The organism is Nocardioides sp. NPDC006303 (assembly GCF_040613175.1).
Lineage (GTDB): Bacteria > Actinomycetota > Actinomycetes > Propionibacteriales > Nocardioidaceae > Nocardioides.
The window spans coordinates 1-21,385 of the sequence record NZ_JBEXRR010000006.1 but is presented as its reverse complement, the minus strand read 5'-3'; the positions used below and the strand labels follow the sequence as shown (position 1 = coordinate 21,385).

Sequence of the window (21,385 nt, the reverse complement as noted above, 5' to 3'; positions counted from 1 at the left end):
GCGGACGGGGTTGGTGCACACCCTGGTGCGTAATCGCCGACCACGAATTCCGACGGTAAAGGGACCCCACCCAATAGGCTCGCGCCCGTGAACGCCCCCGACACACCACAGCGACTGCGCGAACCCGCACATCAGGTCTCCGAGCGCGCACCGGCGTACTGGCGTACGGCGGAGGCGATCGGCGCCGTGATCTGGCTGGCCCTCGCGGTGGGAGCGATCGTGGCGGCGGTCCTCGTCCCGGAGGGCTTCTGGACGTGGATCCTCTGGCTCGTCGCCGTGATCTTCGTCCTGGCACCGGTGCCTGGGCTGACCTTCGTGCCCTCGATCCGGTTCCGGATCCACCGGTGGGAGGTGACCGACATCGCCGTCCACGTGCGCCACGGATGGCTCACCGTCGTCGACGAGATCGTGCCGCTCTCCCGAGTGCAGACGGTCGACTCGACCCAGGGGCCGCTGATGAGGCGGTTCGGGCTGCGTACGGTCAAGGTCTCCACCGCCTCCTCCGCCGGCATCGTCCAGATCGCCTGCCTCGACGACGCGCTGGCGCTCGAGGTCGTCGCGAAGCTGGTGGCGATCACCGCGGCGACGCCTGAGGACGCGACGTGAGCACGCCCGAGGTCCCTGACGTCCCTGAGGTTTCCGAGGTCCCTGACCCTCCTGCCGTCCCGGACGCGGAGTGGCAGCGGCTGGCCGGCTGGACCGCGGTCGTCAGCCCGCTCTCGACGCTGCGCCAGGCGATCATCCCGGCCGCGATCGGTGCCTTCGGCGCCGGGCAGGCGAACGTGTTCATCGGTCTGCTGGTCGCGGCCGGCATCGCGGTGGTCGCTGCCCTGGCCGGCATGGTCCCGTGGCTGACCACGAGCTATCGGGTGACGCCGACGCACCTGGAGGTACGCAAGGGTCTGCTCAACCGCACCACCCTGACCGCCCGGCTCGACCGGGTGCGTAGCGTCGACCTGAGCTCGACCCTCATCCACCGCGCCCTCGGGGTCACCAAGGTCAGCGTCGGCACCGGGGTCGACGAGGGCCAGATCACCCTCGACTCACTGACCAAGGACGCGGCCGCCCGGCTGCGGCGCGAGCTCCTGCACGCGGCCCCCGCGCCATCGGCGGCCGAGATGTCCTCAGCTGAAGGCTCCTCGCCAGAGATCGAGCCCGTCGCGGCCTCGCCCGAAGGCGAGATCATCGCCAACCTCGACTGGTCCTGGATCAGGTACGCCCCGCTCAACCTCAAGAACCTTGCGATCGCGGTCGGCGGTCTGGGTGCGGTCTTCGGTGCCTTCTCCGACCTGATCCCGTGGGGGTCCTTCGGAGTCCGGGTCACCAACGGCGAGGTCAACGGCGTCCCGGTCGACGAGGTCGTACGCATGCTGTTCATCGCCATCCCGATCGCGATCGTCGGGGCGGCCGCGGTGTGGGCGATCGGGTCGTGCGTCGGCTACGCGGTGCGGTGGTGGGACCTCCAGGTTGTGCGCGAGCAGGGCCGGGAGGGCACCACGCTGCGGCACAGCTTCGGCCTGACCAGCACCCGCGCGACGACGGTGGAAGAGGCGAAGGTACGCGGCGCCACCTCCACCGTCGGCCCGCTGATCGGCATGGCCGGCGGCGCCGACCTCAACCTGCTGACGACCGGGCTCGACGACAACTCCCCCGCGGTGTTGCCGACGGCCCCGGAGCAGGTCGTCTCCGAGGTCGGCACCGACATCCTCGGCGAGGACGCGTTCTCGGCGGCGCTCACCGGCCATGGCCCGCGGCCACGAAGGCGCTACTGGTTCCGGGCGGTCGTCGCCACCGTCGTATGGACGCTCGTCGCGCTGGTCCCGACCGTGCTGATCGGCGTCTTCGGCGACACCTGGCTCTGGTGGGTCCCGGTCGCGATGCTGGTGCTGGCCCTCGTTCTCGGGCTGCTCGGTGCCGAGCTGCGTCACCGCCACCTCGGCCACGCGGTCACCGACCGCTACCTCGTGGTTCGCTCCGGCTCCTACACCGCCGTGCGCACCGCCCTGCAGACCGACGGCATCATCGGCTGGCGGGTCCGGCAGACCTTCTTCGACCGCCGCATCGGCCTGGCCCAGGTCACCGCGATGACCGCGGCCGGCCAGGAGCACGTCGACATCCCGGACGTGCCGCTCGAGACGGCCGTGGCCCTCGCGACGGCGGCCACGCCGCGTACGGTCTCGGAGTTCGTCGAATAACCCGTTCCGCTACAGACAGGCTTCGGTGGATGATCCGGCCATGACTATCCAGATCCGCCACTTCACCTTCGACTGCGCCGACCCCCGCAAGCTCGGGGAGTTCTGGTCGGCCGTCACCGGCTGGCACCTCTTCTACGACGAGGACCCCGAGGTGATCGTCGCCCGCAGCTTCCCGTCGAAGGAGCTGATGTTCCTCTTCGTCCCGGTGCCCGAGGCGAAGTCCGCGAAGAACCGGGTCCACATCGACATCAAGCCCGAGGACACCACCCGCGACGAGCTCGTCGAGCGCGCGCTCTCGCTCGGCGCGACCATCTTCGGTGACCACCGCAAGGACGACGGGACCGGCTTCGTCGCGCTCCGCGACCCCGAGGGCAACGAGTTCTGCATCGAGCGCGGCGAGCACGAGATGACCTCGAGCGGACCGATGACGATCGGCCTCAAGATCTGACCTCAGCGGGCGAGCACCCCGACCCGTCCGCCCGCACCGGCGGCCCAGCAGACACCTCGGGCGCAGTCGACGGTGTGGAAGCGGGTCTGGGTGGCGCCGAACGGCTTCCAGGAACGGCCGTTGTCGTGGCTGATGTCGCTGCCGTTGGGGCCGACGGCGATCGCGGTGCGGCCGCCGATCCAGGCGACCGCTTCGCGGTATCCGCCCAGGTCGGAGTCGGAGTTGGTCCAGGTGCGGCCACCGTCGGTGGAGTAGGCGGCGCGGTCGACGCCGTCGTCCTCGAGGCCGAAGTCGCCACCGACCGCGATCCCCTGGCGAGGGTTGCGGAAGCCGAGCCCGAAGACGCCGGCGGCCTCGCCGGTCGCGATCGTGGAATCGGCGGAAGACCAGGAACGACCACCGTCGTGGGTGGCGTAGATCTTCGCGGCGGCGCCGCCACCGCCGATCCAGGCGTCGCGCGCCCCCGCGGTGACCAGGCAGGTCCCGCTGGCCGAGTAACCGAACTCGCCCGGCGCCTCCAGGCCGCGGGTGTCGGCGATCGTCCAGGTGTCGCCGCCGTCGGAGGTCGTGATGATGCGCCACTCGCCGTCGACCGGGTCGCTCATCGCGATCCCGCGCTTGCCGCCGGGCCAGAAGTCGACGCAGTTGTAGAACGCGGCCGTCTCCGCGGACCGGAACGTCTCGGTCCAGGTCGCTCCGCCGTCGACGGTCTTGTAGATCCGGCTCGCCTCACCCTCGCCGATGGAGAGCGCCACCGCCTCGCTCGCCGAGCGTGCCTCGACGTCGCGGAAGAGAAGCCCGTCGGATCCCGGCGGCGAGACCTCGTCCCAGGTCCGGCCGCCATCGGTCGTACGGAACACTCCCCCGCCGTCCCCGCCGACCCACGCGGTCTTCGCGTCGACGGCGTCCAGCGCCCGGAACCCCTGTGTCGTGTCCACGTTCACAGACGTCCAGTCGTACGCACCCCCTGACTGCACTGACTGCACAGCCTGCGCCGCCGGCGCGAACGTGAGGGTGGTGAGAGCGAGAGTGGCCGCCGCTGCGGCTCCGACAACGATGCGCACGAAGGTTCACCCTGGCCCTGCGAAACCGTTCTGTCCACCGATCCGGCAAAACTCGTCCGCCGAATCGGTGGCAATGGCAGGCGAATCTGCAGTTGTGGGCGACGAAGGTCGAGTTTCGTCCTCCACAAGTCCAGATTCGACGGGCCAGATGTGCGGACTCGGGAATTTTCTTCCGTGACCGGTTGGTAGCCCCTAGAGTGAATCGCCGTGCCGCGTATCAGCGGTGCAGATGGGGAGGTTGTCATGAGCAGAACGACACTGACCAGACGCGGAAGGTTGGCGGCTGCGGGACTCGCGGCCGCGGTGGCGGTTGCGACGCCGTACGCAGCAACCCACGCCGCAGAGCCGGATCCGCCCGCGACGACCGCCACGCAGTCCACCTTGGGCAGGGCACCGACGCAGCACGGCCAGATCGTTTCGCTGATGCGCCACATGTCGCTGCAGCAGAAGGTCGGCCAGCTCTTCGTGATCGAGGTCTACGGACGCGACGCCAACAACGTCAGCGACACGGCGAAGGCCGGCAACCAGAGGCTCTACGGGGTGGACACCCCGGCCCAGGCGATCGCCAAGTACCAGCCCGGCGGGGTCATCTACTTCACCACCCGAGGCCCCGACAACATCGGCGACGCGGCCCAGGTGGCGACGCTCTCCAACGGTCTCCAGCGCGCCGCGCTGCAGCAGCGGCCCAAGATCCCGCTCAACATCGCGGTCGACCAGGAGGGCGGCGCGCTCGTGGCCCGCTTCGGTCCGGCCAGCGGCGCGACCCAGATGCCCGGCCAGATGGCGCTGGGCGCCGGTGGCTCGACGGATGACGCAGCCCGGTCCGCCGAGGTGATCGGCACCGAGCTGGCCGCCGTCGGGGTCACTCAGGACTACGCGCCCGTCGCTGACGTCAACCTCAACCCCAACAACCCGGTCATCGGCATCCGCAGCGCCGGAGCCGACTCCGCCGCGGTCTCCGAGATCGTCGCGGCCGAGGTCGGCGGTTTCGACGACGGTGACCTCTCCTCGATCGCCAAGCACTTCCCGGGCCACGGCGACACCGGCACCGACAGCCACTACGGCCTGCCCGAGGTGACCCACAGCCGCGAGGAGCTCGAGGCGATCGACCTGCCGCCGTTCGAGGCCGCGATCGACGCCGGGATCGACGCGATCATGACGGCCCACGTGACCGTGCCCGCGATCGACCCGAGCGGCGAGCCGGCCACCATGTCCGAGCCGATCCTCACCGGCCTGCTCCGCGAGGAGATGGGCTTCGACGGCCTGATCGTGACCGACGCCCTCGACATGCAGGGCGCGAGCGCGACGTACCCGCCCGACGTCGCCCCGGTCGAGGCGTTCCTCGCCGGCGCCGACCAGCTGCTCATCCCGCCGCAGATGGACACGGCGTACGCCGCGGTCCTCGACGCCGTCAAGAACGGCACCATCTCGCGCAAGCGGCTCGACGAGTCGGTCTATCGGATCCTCGAGCACAAGCTCGAGAACAAGATCTTCGAGAGCCCATACGTCGACCCGGCGGCCGCTCCGGCGGTCTTCAGCAACCCGGCGCACAAGGCCGACGCCCAGGCGATCTCCGACCGCACCACCACGTTGGTGAAGAACGACGACGACCTGCTGCCGCTGGCGCCCGGGGCGAAGAACGTCCTGGTCGCGGGCTGGGGCGTGGACACGACGGCGGGCATCGCGGCCGGGCTCCAGAAGCGCGGCGCGACGACCCAGGTGCTGCAGTCGGGCACCACTCCGACCGACGCCCAGATCGATGCCGCGGTCGCGGCTGCGGCAGGCAAGGATCTGGTGGTGGTGCCGACCAACAACGCCTGGCAGATCAACCCGGCGACCGGCCAGCCGACCCCGGCGTCTGTGGCCCAGACCAAGCTGGTCAAGGCGCTGCTCGCCACCGACGTCCCGGTGATCGTGACCGCGATGCGCAACCCCTACGACGTCACGTCCTTCCCCGAGGCCGCGACGGTTCTCGACACCTACGGCTACACCTCCCACCAGCTCGAGTCGCTGGTGCGGGTGCTCTACGGCGAGGTGAACCCGAGCGGCAAGCTCCCGGTCGAGATCCCGGATCTCTTCCCGCTCGGCCACGGGCTGTCCTACTAGGAACCCCATGAGAGCGGCCCTCCCGGTGAACCGGGAGGGCCGCTCTCGTGCTGTTGGTGGATCAGGAGCCGTACAGCGCCCGGATCCCGGCCGCGTCGGAGGCCTGGAACTCCAGGTCCTCCGAGCCACCGTTGCACTGCGGGTAGTGCATGATCGAGGAGGAGTCGTACGGGGTCAGCGCACGCCAATTGTTGTCCTCGAAGCAGGTCGCCGCCTCCGGGCGGGTGTGCTCGTGGCGGAACCCGAGGGCGTGACCGAGCTCGTGCGCGAGGATGTCACCCGGCTCCCAGTTGCCCGACGAGAAGATCGAGTCGTCGATGAGCACGTTGCGCGAGCGCTTCGAGGTCGAGGGGAAGAACGCCCGCGCGATGTACTGCGAGGTGCTGACCGGCTCGACCGAGAAGAGCACGTTGGAGTTACGGGTGTTGCACGAGCCGTCCTGGGCGGGGACGTAGGTGAACTCGACCGCCGAGCTCGCCGCCTCCCACAGGCCTGCGCCCTGCTCCATCGCGGTGACGATGCCGGCCTTGTTGGTACCGAACTTGTTCGAGACACAGTAGGTCAGGTTGAGCGCCTGGGAGGCCGACCACTTGTCGTCCTTACCGCTGACGGTGTTGACGATGAGGCCGTCCTCCGGGACGTGCTTCGGCGTCGAGACCATCGACTCGTAGAACTTGTGCAGGTCGCCCTGGTTGGACACGACCTCGTCGCCGTTGACGATGTACTGACCGTCGACGTCGACGTACGTGGACGCCTCGAACTCCTGGTAGCTCGGTGCCTCCTCGGCGAATGCGGGAACCATCGACGCAGTCAGCGCCGCGGCACCCGCAGCCGCGGCGATCATCATGGGAATACGAACTCGCATAGCTCTTCCTCCTGGATTTGTGAACGACCGCCGGCGATTGACGCCGGCGGCCACAGGAGATTCAAGCGTTGCGACTAGGGATGGGCTATAGAAACTTCGGTGAAATTGCCGTTGAACAGGCAAAACTTTCGAGACGAATTCCTGTGTTTGCCACCGGCAGCGTCACGGAGCGGGCCAGATCACCTTGTCGTTGTCGTCGACGACGGCCTCTGCGAAGGACGTGTCGAACCAGGATGCGGCCTGCTCGGGCGTGACCTTCTGACCTGCGTACGCCGTCACGACCCCGGCCAGGGCCGCGACGTTGTCGGGGTCGACCGAGCCGAACCCGCCGGGGAGCGGGTTGTCGGCCGCGACCTCGACCTCGGTGCGCCAGATGGCCGTCTCGTGCTTCTCGTCGGACTCGGCGCCGGCCAGGTCGTGCTGGTAGCCGATGCACTCCTCGACGTGGTCGGGGGCGGCACAGTAGGTGTAGGCCTTGAAGACGGCCCGCAGGAAGTCCTCGACGGCAGTGGGGTGCTTCTCGGCCCAGGCGGGGTTGACGGAGTAGGCGCCGAGCGAACCGGGCACCTCGAAGTCGGTCGGCTCCCAGACGGCGACCTCCTCGCCGGCCTCCTTCAGCTGGTTGGGCTCGTTGGAGACGAACCCGACCAGCGCGTCGACCTGACCTCGAGGAAGTACGCCGGGGTCGTAGCCGACCTTGACCTGCTTCACCTTCGCCATGTCGACGCCGGCCTCGGCGAGCATCGCCTGCACGCCGACCGGGACCCAGCCCTTGTGGCCGAGGGTCTTGCCCTCGAGCTGCTTCAGGTCGGTGATCTCGGTGCCGGTCATCAGCACGTCGAGACCGGCGTTGGAGTAGGACGAGACGCCGAGCACCTTCAGGCCGCTCGCGTTGGAGGTCATGATGTCCTGCTCGGAGAGCGGCCCGACCTGCACCTTCCCGGCGGCGATCAGCTTGGCGTTCTGGGAGACGTCGCCCGAGCCCGGCTGGAGCTCGACGTCGAGGCAGAGATCTTTGAAGTAGCCCAGCTGACCTGCGGCGATGGCCTCCATGATCGATGCCGACGCCTGCCAGTAGTAGCCCGACATGTAGGTGATCCTGCCGGCCTTCTCGTTCTGCTCGCAGCGCTCGGACGAGACCGCGCTGCCCTGCTCGCCGGCGGAGTCCTGCGACGAACCGCAGGCGGTCAGCGCACCCACCAGGACGACCGCCGACACGAGGGCAGCGGCGATCGGACGTACGCGAGGCATGAAGGCTCCTTCAACTCAGGTCAGGACTCGTGCCAGTGGAGCACTCGACGCTCGGCGAGCGTCACGAGCCAGAACAGCAACGACCCGAGCGCCGCGAGGACGAAGATCGCTGCCCACACCGTAGCCAGTCTGTTCTGCGAGCTGGCCACCTGTATCACGCTGCCGAGGCCGTCGGCCGACCCCGCGGCGGAGAGCTCGGCCACGACGGCGCCGATCATGGACAGCGGGAAGACGATCCGCAGGGACGCGAAGACGTACGGCAGCGAGGCCGGCACCCGCAGGTGGCGCAGCACCTCCAGCCGACTCGCCGCGACGGTGCGGTAGACCTGCAGCACCGGCGAGGGCACCGCCCGCAGCCCGGTCGCCACGTTGATCAGGATCGGGAAGAAGCAGACCAGCGCGGTCAGGACGACCTTCGGCCCCATCCCGAACCCGAGCGCGACCACGAGCAGCGGCGCGATCGCCACCAGCGGCGTCACCGAGAGCACGACGGCCACCGGCATCACCGCACGCCGCACCACCGCGATCTCGCTCACCACGACGGCGAGGGCGAAGGCGGCGACGAAACCGATCCCGAGCCCCACCAGCGCCTCGCTGAGGGTGACCAGAGTGTTGCTCAGGAAGTAGCCGGGGTCCTCGGTCAGCACGCTCGCGATGTCGCCGAGCGGCGCGAACAGGTAGGGCATCCGCCGCGCGCCCAGCTCCCAGGCGAGCCCGAGCACCACGACGAGGAGGACGAACGGGAGCCAGTAGCGCGGGCGGAGCAGTCGCGTGCGGCGGCGCAGGCGACGCGCGGCGAGCTGCTCGGGGGTGGGTACGACCAGATGTGGCCGCTGCCGAGGGGCCGGCTGCGTACCTGAGTCCAGGGTCACGAGACGACCTCTCCGTGGCTGAAGGCGTCCCTCAGGCTGCCCCGGAGGGCGAGCTCGTAGGCGTGGAACTCGGGCGAGGTGAGGAGCTCTTGGTGACGAGGGCGGGGCAGGTCGATGTCGATGACGTCGGTGATCCGGCCCGGTCGCGGGGCCATCACCACGACCTTGTCGGACAGCCTGACCGCCTCGGAGATCGAGTGGGTGACGAAGACGACCGTCGCGCGGGTCTGCTCCCATAGCTCCAGCAGCTGCTCCTGGAGCGCCTCGCGGGTGAACTCGTCGAGCGCACCGAAGGGCTCGTCCAGAAGGAGTACGTCGGGGCGCAGCCCGAAGGCGCGTACGATCGCGGTCCGCTGCTTCATGCCGCCCGACAGCTCGGCGGGGAGCTTGTGGAGCGACTCCCCCAGGCCGACCTCGCGCAGCATCGCCTCGAGGTCGGGGCGGCCGCGGTCGCTGCGGCGATTCGCCCCGCGTCGATTGACCTTGTGGGGCAGGGTCACGTTGCCCAGCACGCTCAGCCAAGGCAGCAGCGCGGGAGACTGCGGCACGAACCCGAAGGCCTTCGCCTCGGCCGCCTCCTTCGGCGTCAGACCGCACACGGTGATCTTCCCGGCGTCGGCCGACTCCTGCCCGCTGATCAGCCGCAACAGCGTCGACTTGCCGCAGCCCGAGGGCCCGATGATGCTCACGAACGTGCCGGGCTCGATGGTCAGATCGATGTCGTCGAGCGCGATCAGCTCGGCGAGATCTGCCTGCTCATAGAGACGACGGACCCCGTGCATCTCGATCGTCGCGCTGCCCACGCCTCAAACGGTAGTCCAATACGTCTTCTGGATAGTCTGACGGGCGTGCGTATCGCCACCTGGAACATCAACTCCATCCGCTCCCGCATCGACCGCGTCGAGGCCTTCGTCGAGCGACACTCGATCGACGTGCTCGCCCTGCAGGAGACCAAGGCCAAGCCCGACCAGATCCCGACGATGGGGCTGGAGGCCCGTGGCTACGAGGTCGCCTCGGTGGGCTACGACCAGTGGAACGGCGTCGCGCTGATCTCCCGGGTCGGGCTGAGCGACATCCAGGTCGGGTTCGAGGGGATGCCGTCGTTCAAGGACGTCGCCGAGGCCCGGGCGATCACCGCGACGTGCGGCGACGTACGCGTGACCTCGGTCTACGTCCCCAACGGCCGCAAGCCGGACGACCCCCACTACGCCTACAAGCTGGAGTGGCTGGCGGCGCTGCAGAAGGCATCGCAGGCCTGGCACGACGGCCCCTCGGCCATGGTCGGCGACTGGAACGTCTGCCCGTTCGACGAGGACTGCTTCGACCCCAAGCAGTTCGTCGGCAAGACCCACCTCACCCCCGCCGAGCGCGACGCCTTCTTCGCCATCGAGAAGGACTTCAAGGACGTCGTACGCCCCTTCGTGCCCGGTCCGGAGGCATACACCTACTTCGACTACTACCGGCAGCGCTTCGAGCGTAACCGCGGCCTGCGCATCGATTTCGTCCTTGGCTCCCCGACGTTCGCCTCGCGGGTGACGGGCGCGTTCGTCGATCTCGACGAACGCAACCCCGCGATCGGCGCCGGCTCCCCCTCCGACCACGCCCCGGTGATCGTCGATCTCGCCGACTGACCCCGATGCCGCGAAACGGGAGGACCGGAGCACGGTCTGGTCCCGTGGAACGGTGTGCGCGGTCCTGCTCCTCGTCACCGCCGGCGCGATCGTCTTCCACGCCCATCTCCCGTCGGCGTTCGGGATCGGCAGCCTGGTGGAGACGTTCCTGCCGTGGCTCGGTGCGGTCGCGGTGCTGCTCCTGCTCGTCGGGCTGGCGCGACGGTCGGCCGTCGCCGTCATCGCGTTCATCGTCCCCGCCGTGGCCTGGGGCTGGACGTTCCAGACCAAGCTCTCCGACGCACCCGCTTCGCGCCACGACCTGGTCGTCGTCCAGCACAACGTCAGCGACACGAACACGGACATCAGCGGGACCGTCCGCGAGATCCTCGCTGCCTCGCCCGACATCGTGACGCTGAACGAGGTGGTTCCCGAGCGGGTCGACGACTACAGCCGGGCGTTCGGAGATGTCCTGCCGCACCACGAGACGTACGGCACCGTCGGGGTGTGGTCGGCACGACCTCTGGAGAACGCGACACCTCTCGATCTGCGCCCGGCGGGCGTGGACGCGTCGTGGAGACGCGGGCTGCGGGTCGAGACGAGGCCTGCCGACGACGCCCCGGTCGTCGCGGTCTATGCGGTGCACCTGCCCTCGATCCGGCTGGGCGTCCGAGGCCTGGATGTCACCGCGCGCAACGGGAGCATCGGGCTTCTCGCCGAGGCATTGCGGGCCGACGACGCCGAGGTCGTGATCGTCTCCGGCGACTTCAACGCAGACGCGGGTGACCGCGCGCTACGTCCGGTCATCTCCCAGGTCAGCGAACCGCAGGACCGCTTCGGGTTCACCTTCCCGGCAGCCCTCCCGGCCATCCGCATCGACCACGTCTTCGCCCGTGGTGCCGAGGTCGAGGACGTACGACCGTTGGACCGGACCGGGAGCGATCACCTTCCCGTCGTCGCGCTACTTCGGTGGCAGTGACTCGGCGGTGGCGACGCCGCGCTCGACCCAGCTGGCGAGGGCATCGCCGCTGAGCAGGTCGGCGGCGACGTTGACGTAGCCGGACATCGTCCGAGCACCCATGATCATCGGCTCGGCTCCCGCCGCGAGGGCGATCTCGTAGGCCGACTTGCCGGTGCGTACGAGCAGGTCGTCGGCACCGACCGCGCACGCCATGTTGCCGTTCACCATGAACGCCAGCCCACCGAACATCTTCACCTCGGTGGTGCCGGCGGGCATCAGGTCCCGCACTCGTTCGGCCAGCTCGACGTTGTACGCCATACCTCCATGGAACCACGAACCGCCGACCGTGCCCATCCGAACAAATTGTCGGTGGTCCCTGCGAGTATCGATGTCATGGAGATCTGGATCCTCGTGCTCGGACTGGTGATCGGTCTTGCCCTGGGCGTCGTGGTCGGCGTGCTGTGGGCGCGGTCGCGGAGCGTGGGGACGGTCGCGGCGGGGATGGTGGACCAGGCCGAGGTGATGCAGGGGCTCGACCGGCTCAGCGACCAGATGCAGCATCTCGACCGGGAGCGGGCCCGCTGGCAGGGCCAGTTCGAGACGGAGGTCGGGCGGCTCCAGACCGAGACCCGGTCGCTGTCGACGGCGCTGCGGAAGCCCCAGGTCAGGGGCCGCTGGGGCGAGATGCACCTGCGCCGCGCGGTGGAGCTCGCCGGCCTGGTGGACAAGTGCGACTTCTCCGAGCAGGTCCATCTCGAGGACGGGCGGCTGCGCCCCGACCTGGTGGTGCATCTGTCCGGCAACAAGGAGCTGGTCGTCGACTCCAAGGTCCCCTTGGACGCCTACCTCGACGCCGCGTCCGCGGACAACGAGGACGACTACCGAGCTCACCTGCGCAGACACACCGCCCAGCTGCGCACGCATGTGGACCAGCTGGCCTCGAAGTCCTACTGGCGCTTCCTGGAGGAGTCGCCCGAGTTCGTCGTGCTCTTCGTGCCGGCGGAGTCGTTCCTCTCGGCGGCGCTGGAGACCGAGCCCGGCCTGATCGAGTACGCCGCGGAGCGCCGGGTCGTGCTGGCCTCACCGACCACGCTGATCGCGCTGCTGCGCACGGTGGCGCACGGATGGTCCCACGAGGCGCTCGCCGAGCAGGCCCGGGAGATCCACCGACTCGGCCGTGACCTGCACCAGCGGCTGTCCACGATGTCCGGCCACCTGGACGGGATCGGGCGCTCCCTCAACACCGCGGTGACCCGCTACAACCAGGCGATCGGATCCCTCGACAACCGGGTCCTGGTGGCCGCCCGTCGTTTCAATGAATTATCGGTAACCGACGATGAACTCGAGACGCCGCGACCGGTGGAGATACGCGCTGTGGAAAGGCTGAGCAGCGTAAGGGAGGATGATCGGCGCGCCGCCGAAAATGACGGTGTGCCGGGCCCTACCGTGGGTTCTGATACACAGGCTGCATTCGAGAGATCGTGACCCCATGAGCGAGCGCCAGCGAGCGACCATAAGCCTCAGGCCGTCGCGTCCGTATCATGGCGCTTGCGCGACGGAGGCGGCGGCATGAGTCAGCGCACCATCTGGGAGGAAGGACGCGAGTCCGGCCGCCATGTTGTCGCGCTCGGATCCGCCACCTCGCTGACGGTCACCTTCGTCGATCTGCTCATCGATGACCAGATCGGCCTGCTCTTCGACTTCACCTTCGTGGCGATCGCGCTGACGCTCGCGCTGATCGTCAGACCCAGCGACTTCTTCGTGGTCGGCGTGCTCCCGCCGCTGATCATGCTCGGCATCTTCATCCTGCTGGCCGCGACCCAGCCCGGGTCGATCGCCGACGCCGGGGACGGCTTCGTCCAAGCCGTGGTCAGCGGCCTCGGGCACCACGCGATCAGCCTCTTCATCGGCTACGCCCTGTGCCTGGGCTGCCTGGTGATGCGCCGCCGGGTTCTGAAACAGCGCATCGAGACCCGCGACGAGGTCGAGCGCGAACGCGCGCTCGCCTCCTAGGGCGTGTCTCCCAAATCCACGCCCGCTACGCGGCGTTTCGCATCCGATCTGGCAGCGTTGGCGCCGCTCGACAGCCTCCAGGATGCCTTCGCAGCGCCGCCTTGCCAGATCGGCCCGAAACGCCGCTCGCGGCCGCCGTGTCTTTAGGAGACACGCCCGGTCAGTCCAGCGCCAAGAACCCGGAGACGTCGCCGGCACCCTCACGGATGACCTCGGGCTCGCCGTCGGACCAGTCGATGACCGTGGTCGGCTCGGCCGGGGTCTCACCGGCCTCGATGACGATGTCGACCTGGTGGTCGAGCGCCTCCTTGACGTTCCATCCGAAGACCTCCGGCTCGGTCTCGCCGGGCAGGATCAGCGTCGAGGACAGCAGCGGCTCACCGAGCTCCTCGAGCAGCGCCTGCACGACGGCGTGCTCGGGGATGCGTACGCCGACGGTCTTCTTCTTCGGGTGCATCAGCCGTCGCGGCACCTCGGGGGTCGCCGGGAGGATGAACGTGTATGGCCCCGGCGTCGCGTGCTTGATCGCCCGGAAGGCGCTGTTGTCGACGTGGACCATCGTGCCGAGCTGTGCGAAGTCCTTGCAGATCAACGTGAAGTGGTGGCGGTCGTCGAGACCGCGGATCCGCAGGATCCGGTCGCGACCCTCCTTGTTGCCGATCCGCGAGCCGAGCGCGTAGCCGGAGTCGGTCGGGTACGCGATCAGCTGGTCGTCACGCAGGGCATCGACGACCTGGCTGATCAGACGGGACTGCGGGTTGTCAGGGTGTACGTCGAGAAATCGGGCCACCCCTCGACCCTAACGCCCATCATGGGTCGGGGATCAACCCCTCGCGGCAGCGGCTTTCAGGTCCTTGCGGAGTTCCGTGGGCAGCGCGAAGATCAACGACTCCTCGGCGCTCTTGTGTGCCAGGGCGTCGGGGAAGCCGCGCTCCTTGAGGAACTCGACGACACCCTCGACCAGCTTCTCGGGCACGCTGGCACCGGAGGTGACCGAGACGCTGCGTACGCCCTCGAGCCAGGACTCGTCGATCTCACTGGCGTCGTCGACGCGGTAGGCGGCCTTGGCGCCGGCCTCGAGGGCGACCTCGACCAGGCGGACCGAGTTGGAGGAGTTGCCGGAGCCGACGACGATGACCAGGTCGCTGGCCCCGCCGATCTCCTTGACCGCCTGCTGGCGGTTCTGGGTGGCGTAGCAGATGTCGTCGCTGGGCGGGTCGAGCAGCTCGGGGAACTTCGCCCGGAGCGCGGCGACCGTCTCCATGGTCTCGTCGACCGAGAGGGTGGTCTGGGAGAGCCAGACGACCTTGGAGGGGTCGGCGACCTCGAGGCCGGGTACGTCACCGGGACCCTCGACGAGCGTGGTCGCCTCCGGCGCCTCGCCCATGGTGCCCTCGACCTCCTCGTGACCGGCGTGGCCGATCAGCAGGATGCTGTAGCCCTCGCGCGCGAACCGCTTGGCCTCCAGGTGGACCTTGGTCACCAGCGGGCAGGTCGCGTCGATCGTCTTCAGCTCACGCACGGCGGCGTCGGCGTGGACCGCCGGGGAGACACCGTGGGCGGAGAAGACGACGGTCGCGCCCGAGGGCACCTCGTCGAGCTCGTTGACGAAGATCGCGCCGCGGTTGCGCAGATCGTCGACGACGTGCTTGTTGTGCACGATCTCCTTGCGCACGTAGACCGGCGCGCCGTAGAGGTCCAGCGCCTCCTCGACGGTGATCACAGCCCGGTCCACCCCGGCGCAATAGCCGCGCGGCTCCGCGAGGAGGACAGCCTTCTCGTCGTCGGAGATCAGGCGTGGGGTGCCGAGGTCGATGCTCATGGCTCCAGTCTAGAGACCGTGGCGTGACACCTCTAATGTCGGTGGCCCGCTCTAGGGTTGGCGGCATGGCGTTGGACACCTCCCCCGAGTCGCCCGCCCCGGTGCGGCAGATCGCGAACGCGATCGGCGGCTGGATCGACAGGCTCGGTGCGGTCTGGGTGGAGGGGCAGGTGGCCCAGATGAGCCGGCGGCCGGGGATGCAGACCGTCTTCCTGACCCTGCGCGACTCGGTGGCCGACATCTCGGTGCCGGTGACGTGCACGCGGTTCCTGCTCGACAGCCTGAATCCGCCGCTGGTCGAGGGCGCCTCGGTGATCATCCATGCGAAGCCGTCCTACTACGCCAACCGCGGCACCCTGTCGCTGCAGGCCCGCGACATCCGTCCGGTCGGGCTCGGTGAGCTGCTCGCCCGGCTCGAGCAGCGCCGGCAGCTGCTGGCGGCCGAGGGGCTCTTCGCTGCCGAGCTGAAGCGCCCGCTCCCCTTCCTGCCGACCAAGGTCGGGCTGCTCACCGCCGCGAACTCCGCGGCCGAGCGGGACGTGCTCGAGAACGCGAAGCGGCGGTGGCCGCAGGTGCGGTTCGAGGTGGCGTACGCCGCGATGCAGGGGGCGCGCAGCGCTGCCGACGTCGTCGAGAAGCTGCAACGGCTCGACCGCGACCCCGAGGTCGACGTGATCGTCATCGCCCGCGGCGGCGGTTCGGTCGAGGACCTGCTGCCGTTCTCCGACGAGCACCTGATCCGTGCGGTGCACGCCGCCCGCACCCCGGTCGTCTCCGCGATCGGCCACGAGCCCGACTCGCCGCTGCTGGACCTGGCCGCCGACGTACGTGCCTCGACGCCGACCGATGCCGCCAAGCTCGTCGTACCCGACGTGGTCGAGGAGCAGCGGATCGTGGCGACCGGACGCGACCGGCTCCGCGGCGGGATCGCCGCGCTGATCCACCGCGAGCTGACGCTCCTGGACGCGTTGCGCTCGCGGCCGGTGCTGGCCGACCCGCGCTCCCTGATCGACGCCCGGCGCGACGAGGTCACCTCGCTGCGCGACCGTGCCCGCCGCACCGTCGGGCATGCCCTCGACCGGGCCGCCGACGACATCGGCCACCATCGCGCCCGCGCCCGCGCGCTCTCACCCCTGGAGACGCTGAGACGGGGGTACGCCGTCGCCCAGGATGCCGACGGACACGTCCTCACCAGCGTCGCCGACGCCGCCGAGGGCGAGGCGGTCAGCATCCGCCTCGCCGACGGCCGCCTGACAACGACCATCACCTCGATCGAGAAGACTGAGCCCACGAAGGACGTAGCCGATGACTGACGACGACAAGAACCTGTCCTACGAGCAGGCCCGCGAGGAGCTGGTCGAGGTCGTCCGCAAGCTCGAGGCCGGCGGCATCACCCTCGAGGAGTCCCTGGCCCTGTGGGAGCGCGGCGAGAAGCTGGCCACGCTGTGCCAGGAGTGGCTCGACGGCGCACGGAAGAAGATCGACGCCGCCATCCAGGACTGACCTCGCTGGTCGAGCCGCCGGAGCCGCTACGCGGAGGCGTGTCGAGACCAACACGGTCCCCTCGGCGCTCGATGGGACCGTGTTGGTCTCGACACGCTCGCTGGCGCTCGCGGCTCGACCAGCGGCGGGCCCTACTTCAGGGGCTCGGTGGTGATGAGGGCGAGGTAGTCGCGTACGTCGCCGTCCTTGGGGCCCCAGAGCATCAGGGTCTGGCCGTCGACCTCGGCGGAGTAGCCGGTGTCGCCGTCGGAGTCGGACCATTCGGTCCAGGTGTCGGCGACGTCGGTGTCGATGCTGACCTCGTCGCCCTCCTTGGCCTGGGTGTCGACGTTCTTCTGAGCCAGCGCCTGCGCCGAGCGGGTCGAGAGCTCCAGGCCGACGTAGGACGTCTCGCCCTTGACGAACGACATGGTCCACGACGGCTCCTCGCCGCCCTTGTAGGACGGGTCGGTGTTGGCGTACCAGCCCGAGGGCAGCTCGCGCGGGTAGACGACGTCGAGGTCGGCGACCTGAGCGCTGCGTACGGCCTCGGCCCAGTCGGCCTTGTAGGTCTCGTTGGCTCCGCTGACCTCGCGCTCGAGGTTGCCGCGCCACTGCACGATCAGCACGATCGGGACGACGAGGACGAGCAGGAAGATCATCGACCCGATCAGGGCACCGAACGTGCGTGGGTAGCTGCGCGCCGGGGTCTCCGGCTGCTCGCCCGCCGGCTGATTCGACGGCTGGGCGGGCTGCTGCTGATCGGTGTCGCTCACGCCCTCCATGGTCCCACTCGGTCGATGTTCCCTCGAATCGTGGTCTCGACAAGCTCGACCACCGGGTCCACGCGTTCCGCAGATGAGGACACTTCGCGCAGGATTTCGCCGCAGATGCGATACTCCTCTCGTGACCACCTACCGTATCGCCGAAGCCGCCGGCCTTCTCGGCGTCAGCGACGACACCGTGCGCCGCTGGATCGACGCGGGACGGATCGAGGCGAGCACGGAGAACGGCCGGGCGGTCATCGACGGCATCGTTCTGGCCGAGCTGGCCTCGGAGCTGGCCGATGCCCCGGACCCGGACCGGGCGAAGGCGGTCAGTGCCCGCAACCGGATGCTCGGGATCGTCACCAAGACCACCTTGGACACCGTGATGGCCCAGGTGGAGATGGTCTGCGGGCCCTACCGGATCGTCTCGCTGATGAGCGCCGAGGCCGCCATCGAGCTGGGTCTCGAGCCCGGCGTCAGCGCGGTCGCATCCATCAAGTCGACCAACGTCGTCGTGGAGCGCCCATGATCAAGAACCCTGGAATCGGTGCTGCCGTCGCGGTGGCGGCCACCCTCGCGCTCGCCGGCTGCGGGAGCTCGAGCGAAGGCTCGGAGGACCGCGAGCTGACCGTCTTCGCGGCGGCCTCGCTGACCGACACGTTCACCGAGCTGGCCGAGCAGTTCGAGAATGACCACCCCGGCGTGAAGGTGACCACCAGCTTCGGCGGCTCCTCCGACCTGGTGGCCCAGATCGAGGACGGCGCCCCGGCGGACGTCTTCGCCTCGGCCGACACCAAGAACATGGACAAGCTCGGCGACCTGGCCGCCGACCCGCAGGACTTCGCCGCCAACACGCTGGAGATCGCTACGCCGCCGGGCAACCCGGCCAAGATCACCGGGTTCCAGGATCTCGCCAAGGCCGGGACCAAGGTCGTCGTCTGCGCGGCCGAGGTCCCCTGCGGCAACGCGACCGCGCAGATGGAGGAGGAGACCGGCGTCGACATCGAGCCGGTCAGCGAGGAGCAGTCGGTCAGCGACGTACTCGCCAAGGTCACCTCCGGTGACGCCGATGCCGGGGTCGTGTACGTCACCGACGTGACCGCCGCCGGCGACACCGTGACGGGCGTCGAGTTCGAGGAGTCCGACCAGGTCGTGAACACCTACCCGATCAGCACCATCGACGGCTCCGATGACGCCGACCTCGCGCAGGAGTTCGTCGACCTGGTGCTGAGCGCGACCGGACAGAAGGTCCTGACCGATGCCGGCTTCAGCCAGCCCTGATCTTCTCGGGACCGCCAGGCGGACGGACCGGCAGAGGGGGGTCGGTCCGTCCGTCGGCATGCCACGCTGGCTGTGGTTCCCGGCGGCCCTGGCAGCGGCATTCATCATCCTTCCGCTCGCCGCGATCATCCTCCGCGTCGACCTCGCGAGCTTCCCGGCGCTGATCACCTCGCCGTCCGCGCTGGAGGCGCTCTGGCTCAGCCTGCGCACCTCGGTGGCGAGCACCGCGCTGTGCATCCTCCTCGGCGTACCTCTCTCCACCGTCCTCGCCCGCACCAGCTTCCGGGGTCAGGGGCTGGTGCGCTCGCTGGTGCTCCTTCCGCTCGTGCTGCCCCCGGTCGTCAGCGGGCTGGCTCTGCTCTACACCTTCGGCCGCCGTGGGCTGCTGGGACAGTCGCTGGACCTGGTCGGCATCCAGATCCCGTTCACCACCCTCGCCGTGGTGATGGCGCAGACGTTCGTCGCGCTGCCGTTCCTGGTGATCAGCCTCGAGGGCGCGCTGCGCACCAGTGGCACCCGCTACGAGGCGGTCGCGGCGACCCTCGGCGCCCGCCCGACCACCGTCTTCCGGCGCGTCACCCTCCCTCTGGTCGGCCCCGGCCTGCTCTCCGGGTCTGTCCTGGCCTTCGCTCGCTGCCTGGGCGAGTTCGGCGCCACCATCACCTTCGCCGGCAACCTGCCCGGGGTCACCAGCACGATGCCGCTGCAGGTCTACCTGCTCCGCGTCGACGACCCGGACGCGGCGGTCGCCCTCTCGCTGGTGCTGGTCGTCGTCGCCGTCGCCGTGATCGGCTTCGCCCGCCATGGGAGAGCCCTATGAGCAAACTTCATCTGCGTGCGGTGATCCCCCAGCGCGGCATCGACGTCACCCTCGACGTGGCCGCCGGCGAGACGGTCGCGCTCACCGGCCCCAACGGCGCCGGGAAGTCGAGCATCCTCGGCGTGATCGCCGGTCTCCTGCGTCCCGACGAAGGAGAGGTACGCCTCGGGGACCGCATCCTCGACCGCACTCCCCCGCACGCCCGCGGGATCGCGCTCCTCGCCCAGGACCCCCTGCTCTTCCCGCACCTGTCGGTGCTGGCCAACGTCGCCTTCGCACCCCGGGCCCGTGGCTTACACCGCCGCCAGGCCAACGAGCTCGCCACCCGCCACCTCACCGAGGTCGGCGCCGAGATGCTCGCCGGGCGCAGACCCACGCAGATCTCCGGCGGTCAGGCCCAGCGGGTGGCGGTGGCCCGAGCCCTCGCGGCCGACCCCGAGCTGCTCCTGCTCGACGAGCCGATGGCCTCGCTCGACGTCGACGTACGTCCCGCGCTGCGGCAGACGCTGCGTACCGCCCTCGAGGACCGGACCGCGATCATCGTCACCCACGACGCTGCTGACGCCCGTGCGCTCGCCGACCGGGTGGTGGTGATCGAGCACGGTCGCATCGTCGAGGACGGCCCCACCGAGCAGGTTCTGAACGACCCGCAGTCGGGTTTTGCTGTGAGGCTTGTCTCTGGATCGATCAAGTGACACCGTGGCCGCTCCACCGCGCCCGGCGGATAGATTGACCCCTATGAACGACACCCAGCCGCTCGGCGTCGCCCCCACCGCTCCTGACCGCAACCTGGCCCTGGAGCTCGTGCGCGTGACGGAGGCGGCGGCGATGGCCGCCGGCCGCTGGGTGGGTCGCGGCGACAAGAACGGCGCCGACGGCGTCGCGGTCAACGCGATGCGCACGATGATCTCCACCGTCGCCATGAACGGCACCGTCGTGATCGGCGAGGGCGAGAAGGACAACGCCCCGATGCTCTACAACGGCGAGGACGTCGGCGACGGCACCGGCCCCGACTGCGACGTCGCCGTCGACCCGATCGACGGCACCACCCTGTGCGCCAAGGGCATGAGCAACGCCGTCGCGGTGATGGCGGTCGCCCCGCGCGGCAGCATGTACGACCCCAGCGCCGTCTTCTACATGGAGAAGCTGGTCACCGGCCCCGAGGCCGCCGACGTCGTCGACATCCGCCTCCCCGTCGCCGAGAACATCGCCGCGGTGGCCAAGGCGAAGGACACCAAGGCCTCCGACATCACCGTGATCGTGCTCGACCGGCCGCGCCACGACAAGCTGGTCGAGGAGATCCGCGAGACCGGCGCCCGGATCAAGTTCATCGTCGACGGCGACGTCGCCGGCGCGATCTCGGCCGCCCGGGCCGGCTCCGGCGCCGACCTGCTGATGGGCATCGGCGGCACTCCCGAGGGCATCGTCGCCGCGTGCGCGATGAAGGCGCTCGGCGGCACCATCCAGGGCCGGCTGTGGCCCAAGGACGACGAGGAGCGCCAGCGTGCCCTCGACGCCGGCCACAACCTCGACCCCGACTTCGTGCTGCACACCGACGACCTGGTCACCGGCGACGACTGCTTCTTCGTCGCCACCGGCATCACCGACGGCGACCTGATGCGGGGCGTGCAGTACCTCCCCCACGGCGCCATCGTCACCGACTCCCTGGTGATGCGCAGCCGTTCGGGCACGATCCGCAAGGTGACCTCGGAGCACCAGCTCGCCAAGCTCCAGGCGTACAGCGCGATCGACTTCTGATCCTCGCCCGGCGCTTGCGCCGGCCAGATGCGCGGCAAGGACCTCCTGGGGTGATCCTTGCCAGCGGCTT

The 21,385-nt window shown here is 69.5% G+C and carries 24 protein-coding genes; 15 read left to right on the top strand and 9 right to left on the bottom strand.

Translation table 11 applies throughout. The features are described 5' to 3' along the window. The first annotated feature begins 87 nt into the window (after positions 1-87). The 3 genes from ABZY89_RS06700 to ABZY89_RS06690 are packed head-to-tail and all read left to right on the top strand — an operon-like array spanning position 88 to position 2,643. A complete protein-coding gene (locus tag ABZY89_RS06700; protein ID WP_355225701.1) occupies positions 88-606 on the top strand; it encodes a PH domain-containing protein in 519 nt (172 codons plus the stop codon). Beyond that, positions 603-2,195, top strand: coding sequence for a PH domain-containing protein (locus ABZY89_RS06695; protein WP_355225699.1), 1,593 nt, complete (start codon positions 603-605; stop codon positions 2,193-2,195). Before ABZY89_RS06700 ends, ABZY89_RS06695 begins: the two co-directional genes overlap by 4 nt. A 40-nt stretch (positions 2,196-2,235) precedes the next feature. Further along, positions 2,236-2,643, top strand: a complete 408-nt coding sequence (locus ABZY89_RS06690; protein WP_355225697.1) for a VOC family protein — start codon at positions 2,236-2,238, stop codon at positions 2,641-2,643. A 2-nt stretch (positions 2,644-2,645) separates the two neighbouring features. Here ABZY89_RS06690 and ABZY89_RS06685 read toward each other — a convergent pair whose 3' ends face one another. Then, the gene (locus ABZY89_RS06685) at positions 2,646-3,707 is read right to left on the bottom strand and encodes an oxidoreductase (RefSeq protein WP_355225695.1); all 1,062 of its coding nucleotides are present in this window, start codon (positions 3,705-3,707) and stop codon (positions 2,646-2,648) included. A 243-nt stretch (positions 3,708-3,950) separates the two neighbouring features. Between ABZY89_RS06685 and ABZY89_RS06680 the strand changes: the two genes are divergently transcribed. After that, positions 3,951-5,813 (top strand): glycoside hydrolase family 3 protein, encoded by a 1,863-nt coding sequence (locus ABZY89_RS06680; RefSeq protein ID WP_355225693.1) that lies wholly within the window; start codon positions 3,951-3,953, stop codon positions 5,811-5,813. A gap of 61 nt (positions 5,814-5,874) precedes the next feature. On the opposite strand, the gene ABZY89_RS06675 is transcribed toward ABZY89_RS06680, so the two are convergent. From ABZY89_RS06675 to ABZY89_RS06660, 4 genes are all read right to left on the bottom strand, one after another. Then, positions 5,875-6,678: a M57 family metalloprotease gene (locus tag ABZY89_RS06675; protein ID WP_355225691.1), complete on the bottom strand. Its 804-nt coding sequence runs from the start codon at positions 6,676-6,678 to the stop codon at positions 5,875-5,877. Positions 6,679-6,840: 162 nt separating this feature from the next. Then, positions 6,841-7,929 (bottom strand): ABC transporter substrate-binding protein, encoded by a 1,089-nt coding sequence (locus ABZY89_RS06670; RefSeq protein WP_355225690.1) that lies wholly within the window; start codon positions 7,927-7,929, stop codon positions 6,841-6,843. 20 nt (positions 7,930-7,949) lie between these two features. Then, positions 7,950-8,801, bottom strand: a complete 852-nt coding sequence (locus ABZY89_RS06665; protein WP_355225688.1) for an ABC transporter permease — start codon at positions 8,799-8,801, stop codon at positions 7,950-7,952. After that, complete coding sequence (locus ABZY89_RS06660; protein ID WP_355225686.1) at positions 8,798-9,604, bottom strand: ABC transporter ATP-binding protein; 807 nt, start codon at positions 9,602-9,604, stop codon at positions 8,798-8,800. The genes ABZY89_RS06665 and ABZY89_RS06660 overlap by 4 nt, the downstream gene beginning before the upstream one ends. A gap of 45 nt (positions 9,605-9,649) precedes the next feature. Between ABZY89_RS06660 and ABZY89_RS06655 the strand changes: the two genes are divergently transcribed. Continuing rightward, positions 9,650-10,432, top strand: a complete 783-nt coding sequence (locus ABZY89_RS06655) for an exodeoxyribonuclease III (RefSeq protein ID WP_355225685.1) — start codon at positions 9,650-9,652, stop codon at positions 10,430-10,432. Positions 10,433-10,484: 52 nt separating this feature from the next. Further along, positions 10,485-11,390, top strand: a complete 906-nt coding sequence (locus ABZY89_RS06650; RefSeq protein WP_355225683.1) for an endonuclease/exonuclease/phosphatase family protein — start codon at positions 10,485-10,487, stop codon at positions 11,388-11,390. Here ABZY89_RS06650 and ABZY89_RS06645 read toward each other — a convergent pair. Continuing rightward, positions 11,373-11,690: a TfoX/Sxy family protein gene (locus ABZY89_RS06645; RefSeq protein ID WP_355225681.1), complete on the bottom strand. Its 318-nt coding sequence runs from the start codon at positions 11,688-11,690 to the stop codon at positions 11,373-11,375. The two genes, ABZY89_RS06650 and ABZY89_RS06645, sit on opposite strands and share 18 nt — an antisense overlap. 75 nt (positions 11,691-11,765) lie before the next feature. On the opposite strand from ABZY89_RS06645, the gene ABZY89_RS06640 reads away from it, so the two are divergent. Both ABZY89_RS06640 and ABZY89_RS06635 read left to right on the top strand, forming a co-directional pair. Then, positions 11,766-12,857, top strand: coding sequence for a DNA recombination protein RmuC (locus ABZY89_RS06640; protein ID WP_355225679.1), 1,092 nt, complete (start codon positions 11,766-11,768; stop codon positions 12,855-12,857). Positions 12,858-12,941: 84 nt separating this feature from the next. Further along, positions 12,942-13,385: a DUF6542 domain-containing protein gene (locus ABZY89_RS06635; protein WP_355018492.1), complete on the top strand. Its 444-nt coding sequence runs from the start codon at positions 12,942-12,944 to the stop codon at positions 13,383-13,385. A 160-nt stretch (positions 13,386-13,545) separates the two neighbouring features. On the opposite strand, the gene ABZY89_RS06630 is transcribed toward ABZY89_RS06635, so the two are convergent. Further along, positions 13,546-14,175, bottom strand: coding sequence for an L-threonylcarbamoyladenylate synthase (locus ABZY89_RS06630; RefSeq protein ID WP_355225677.1), 630 nt, complete (start codon positions 14,173-14,175; stop codon positions 13,546-13,548). Positions 14,176-14,208: 33 nt separating this feature from the next. Then, positions 14,209-15,207: a 4-hydroxy-3-methylbut-2-enyl diphosphate reductase gene (locus tag ABZY89_RS06625; protein WP_355225675.1), complete on the bottom strand. Its 999-nt coding sequence runs from the start codon at positions 15,205-15,207 to the stop codon at positions 14,209-14,211. 65 nt (positions 15,208-15,272) lie between these two features. On the opposite strand from ABZY89_RS06625, the gene xseA reads away from it, so the two are divergent. Together xseA and ABZY89_RS06615 are read left to right on the top strand one after the other, a co-directional pair. Then, positions 15,273-16,520 carry an exodeoxyribonuclease VII large subunit gene (gene xseA, locus ABZY89_RS06620; RefSeq protein ID WP_355225673.1) on the top strand — a complete coding sequence of 416 codons (1,248 nt, stop codon included), beginning with the start codon at positions 15,273-15,275 and terminating at the stop codon, positions 16,518-16,520. Continuing rightward, complete coding sequence (locus ABZY89_RS06615; protein WP_350662415.1) at positions 16,513-16,710, top strand: exodeoxyribonuclease VII small subunit; 198 nt, start codon at positions 16,513-16,515, stop codon at positions 16,708-16,710. The genes xseA and ABZY89_RS06615 overlap by 8 nt, the downstream gene beginning before the upstream one ends. Positions 16,711-16,841: 131 nt before the next feature. Here ABZY89_RS06615 and ABZY89_RS06610 read toward each other — a convergent pair whose 3' ends face one another. Continuing rightward, positions 16,842-17,465 carry a DUF4245 family protein gene (locus ABZY89_RS06610; protein WP_355225671.1) on the bottom strand — a complete coding sequence of 208 codons (624 nt, stop codon included), beginning with the start codon at positions 17,463-17,465 and terminating at the stop codon, positions 16,842-16,844. 130 nt (positions 17,466-17,595) lie between these two features. Here ABZY89_RS06610 and ABZY89_RS06605 point away from each other — a divergent pair, with 130 nt between their 5' ends. Genes ABZY89_RS06605 through glpX form a run of 5 tightly spaced genes read left to right on the top strand, consistent with a single transcriptional unit; the run spans position 17,596 to position 21,315 of the window. Then, positions 17,596-17,985, top strand: coding sequence for a TOBE domain-containing protein (locus tag ABZY89_RS06605; protein WP_355225669.1), 390 nt, complete (start codon positions 17,596-17,598; stop codon positions 17,983-17,985). Next, the gene (gene modA / locus ABZY89_RS06600; RefSeq protein WP_355225667.1) at positions 17,982-18,737 is read left to right on the top strand and encodes a molybdate ABC transporter substrate-binding protein; all 756 of its coding nucleotides are present in this window, start codon (positions 17,982-17,984) and stop codon (positions 18,735-18,737) included. Before ABZY89_RS06605 ends, modA begins: the two co-directional genes overlap by 4 nt. Before the next feature lie 58 nt (positions 18,738-18,795). Next, positions 18,796-19,557, top strand: coding sequence for an ABC transporter permease (locus ABZY89_RS06595; RefSeq protein WP_355225665.1), 762 nt, complete (start codon positions 18,796-18,798; stop codon positions 19,555-19,557). Then, positions 19,554-20,252 (top strand): ATP-binding cassette domain-containing protein, encoded by a 699-nt coding sequence (locus ABZY89_RS06590; protein WP_355225663.1) that lies wholly within the window; start codon positions 19,554-19,556, stop codon positions 20,250-20,252. Before ABZY89_RS06595 ends, ABZY89_RS06590 begins: the two co-directional genes overlap by 4 nt. Before the next feature lie 43 nt (positions 20,253-20,295). Continuing rightward, entirely contained in the window at positions 20,296-21,315 is a 1,020-nt protein-coding gene (glpX, locus tag ABZY89_RS06585; RefSeq protein ID WP_355225661.1) for a class II fructose-bisphosphatase, read from the top strand. Positions 21,316-21,385 lie beyond the last annotated feature (70 nt).